1 protein-coding gene is annotated in these 2,932 nt (G+C 49.6%); it reads right to left on the bottom strand.

The genetic code is table 11. The features are described 5' to 3' along the window. Window positions 1-2,733: S8 family serine peptidase (locus PX636_RS02185; protein ID WP_288116088.1), on the bottom strand; the 2,733-nt coding region annotated here is incomplete at its 3' end. Between the last annotated feature and the right edge of the window lie 199 nt (window positions 2,734-2,932).

Genomic DNA, 2,932 nt, shown 5'->3' with positions numbered 1-2,932 from the left:
GGAGGAACCTGCCGCAAAGGTGGCTTTGCCGGCTCCAGGGTCATTGTAGTCGCTGCCGAGGGTAGCAGTACCCGCCAGGGTGTAGTTAACCGTTAAGGCACTGGAGAGGTCGCCGGTGCGGGTGAGGGTAAAGACACTGCTTACTGAACCTGCTTCCTTACCATCGGTGGTTTTGGCGATCGAGATTGATTTTGTCGTAATCCCCCCATCACCATAGATTTTGACATCATCAAGGTTCCACGAACTTACTGTAAATACATCAGTGCTACCAACATTGAACCCGAAACGAATTTGAGTTGAGGCACTCTTGTAGGCACTAATATCAAATTGTTGAGGGGTCCAAGCGTTATCTTGGACTCCTGGAGCCTCGTCGAAATTGTTAGGCAAAAGATTGACCCAGCTAGAACCGTTGAAGATCTCAACTTTGTTCTGCACAAAGGGAGTGTAGTCACTATTGAGCCAACGGGCAAATTCAAAGAACAGCTTATTAGCGGTGCTGGTGTTGATAACCGGACTGGTTAAATAATAGAAGCCGTGCAAGGCTGTAGAGGCATTTCCACCAATAACAACCCCAGCTACACCATTATCGGCTGTGGGAGTATTGTCCGTTCCGGGATCAGGGTTCCCATAATTTTGACCTGTAGAAGCTGTGGCGGCACCGATTTGCCATTCTTTCCCCAGAGTCCAACCCTTCGTGTTATTGGCAAAATCATCCGAGAAGTAGGTGGTAAACCCTTCCTCAGAAATAATAGTTCCCGTTGCTGTATTAGGAGAACCATCAATGTAGCCCGTCCCAGAATTGACGGTTAAAATAACTGATTCGCTGTTTTCCTGTACGGTGTCAGCAATCGGATCAACCTCGACCGTTGCCGTTGTCGCACCAGCAGCAAAAGTGACGGTTCCCAGTTTTGTCGTCGGGTCGAAGATGACACCACTACCTGTTAATACGTTGTAATCGGCTGGGTCACTTCCCACCGGGGCGGCGTTGGCTATGCCACTCGCCCCGAAGTTAACGGTCAGGGGAGAACTCAGGTTTAAGTTAGTGCGAGTAAAGGTATAAACCAAGTTAGTCGTACCGTCTTCCTGCACACTGGCCGGGCTGACACTGACGGTGACAGAAGGTAAGTTAGCCCCCAAAGCATTAAAAACATTGAGCCGCTTACCAGAAACCGTTTTACCGGCAAGGGATGCCAGGGGGTCGCCCGTGTTCATTAAGGTGTTTTTCACCTGTTGGGCTGTCCAAGTAGGATTTTGTGACCACAATAAAGCCGCCGCCCCAGTTACATGGGGACTGGCCATGGATGTCCCTGAATAGGTGGCATAGTTATTGTTGGGAGTGGTGCTGTAAATGTCTGAACCAGGTGCGCCTAAGTCTACGCTGGTTAAGCCATAGTTGGAACCCCACCAACCACCAGTGTTAGCAAATGTCACCAGTTGATCATTACGATTGGTAGCGGCAACTGAAATAAGGTTGGCAAGGTTGTAGCTGGCGGGATAGAAAGGATTCGCATCATTATTGTTACCATTATTACCAGCCGCCGCAATAAATAAAGCCCCCGCCTGACCCGCCGCGTTAATCGCATCGTAGAGCGCTTGACTAAAACCGCCGCCTCCCCAGGAATTATTGGTGAGCTTAACTCCTTTGGCCGTCGCATAGTTAATTGCCAAAATGGCATTGGAGGTAGAGCCTGATCCTTGATCATTCAAAAACTTCAGCGGCATGATTTTGGCATTCCAAGCCACCCCCGTCACGCCTACCCCATTATTTCCTTTGCCAGCAATGGTTCCCGAAACATGGGTTCCGTGACCATAAACATCACTGGGGTTATTGTCGTTATAGGCAAAGTCCCAACCGCGAATGTCATCAATGTAGCCATTGCCATCGTTGTCAATGCCGTCGTTGGCAATTTCCCCTGGGTTTGTCCAGATGTTGCCAACTAGGTCTTGGTGATTGTAGTCCACCCCCGTATCAATAACCCCAATCACTAAATTAGGATTGCCGGTCTGAATATCCCAGGCTTCAGGGGCATCAATATCGGCATCGGGAGTACCACCATTTTGTCCGGTGTTATGCAGTCCCCAAAGTTGATTAAAACTGGGGTAATTGGGGAATGTCGCCTCGGGAGTAAATGCACCCACCGTCCGAATATAGTCGGGTTCAATGTATTCAAAAATCGGATTGGAGCGATATTGTGCCAGAATCTTCTCCACAGAGAGCGACCCGGATAACTTCCAAACCTGCGCCCCCGTCAGTTTAATCGTCTGGGTTCTGACAGCACCAAAGAGGGACTGAAACTGAGCAACTTGGGCACTGGCGATCCCCTGCTTAAACTTGACAATGAGTTGATTGGGAGCATGGGGGGCAAGAGTCCTAGTTGCTGCCGGTTCTAGCTCTGAGGTGACGGGGGCAGCGGTGGGTACAGAGGCAAGACCCAACGCTGGACTGGTGGTGACGGGGGCAGCGGCGGGTACAGAGGCAAGACCCAACCCTGGACTGGTGGAATAACGAGAAGAGTTAATACTAAGAGGAGCGGGAAACAATGGGGAACTCTTAGCAGTAGGGGAGGCTGAAACCGTGGGGGCCTCAGAGGATACTGTAGATGGGGAGGAGTTAGAGTTCAGGACTCCTAAGGGAGGGGTTTCGATGGATACACTTAAATCCCCAGAACCTGTTAAATCAGCCGTGATTGGGAAGGCTCCATCAAAACTCAAAGAATCTGCTAGAGATGGCATATATGTAAATCGGAGCTTACTTGTGTTGTTTTCATGGTTAGTGGGACTTAGGCGTTTTCGGTAAGCAAAAAAGGCTCAAACCATTACGGGACAAAGGGTTAACCTCGATTTATGATTTTCCCTTGATATATCTGGGTTTCAGCGATTTTGGGCTTCTCGAAGTAAATCCCAAGCGGGGATTGGAGTTGAGGCTTTTCTC

The sequence above is a fragment of the Microcystis sp. M53598_WE2 genome (genome assembly GCF_030067735.1).
Classification (GTDB): domain Bacteria; phylum Cyanobacteriota; class Cyanobacteriia; order Cyanobacteriales; family Microcystaceae; genus Microcystis; species Microcystis aeruginosa.
Note: the sequence above shows the minus strand (reverse complement) of the source record. Positions and strands in the feature narration are given on the sequence as shown.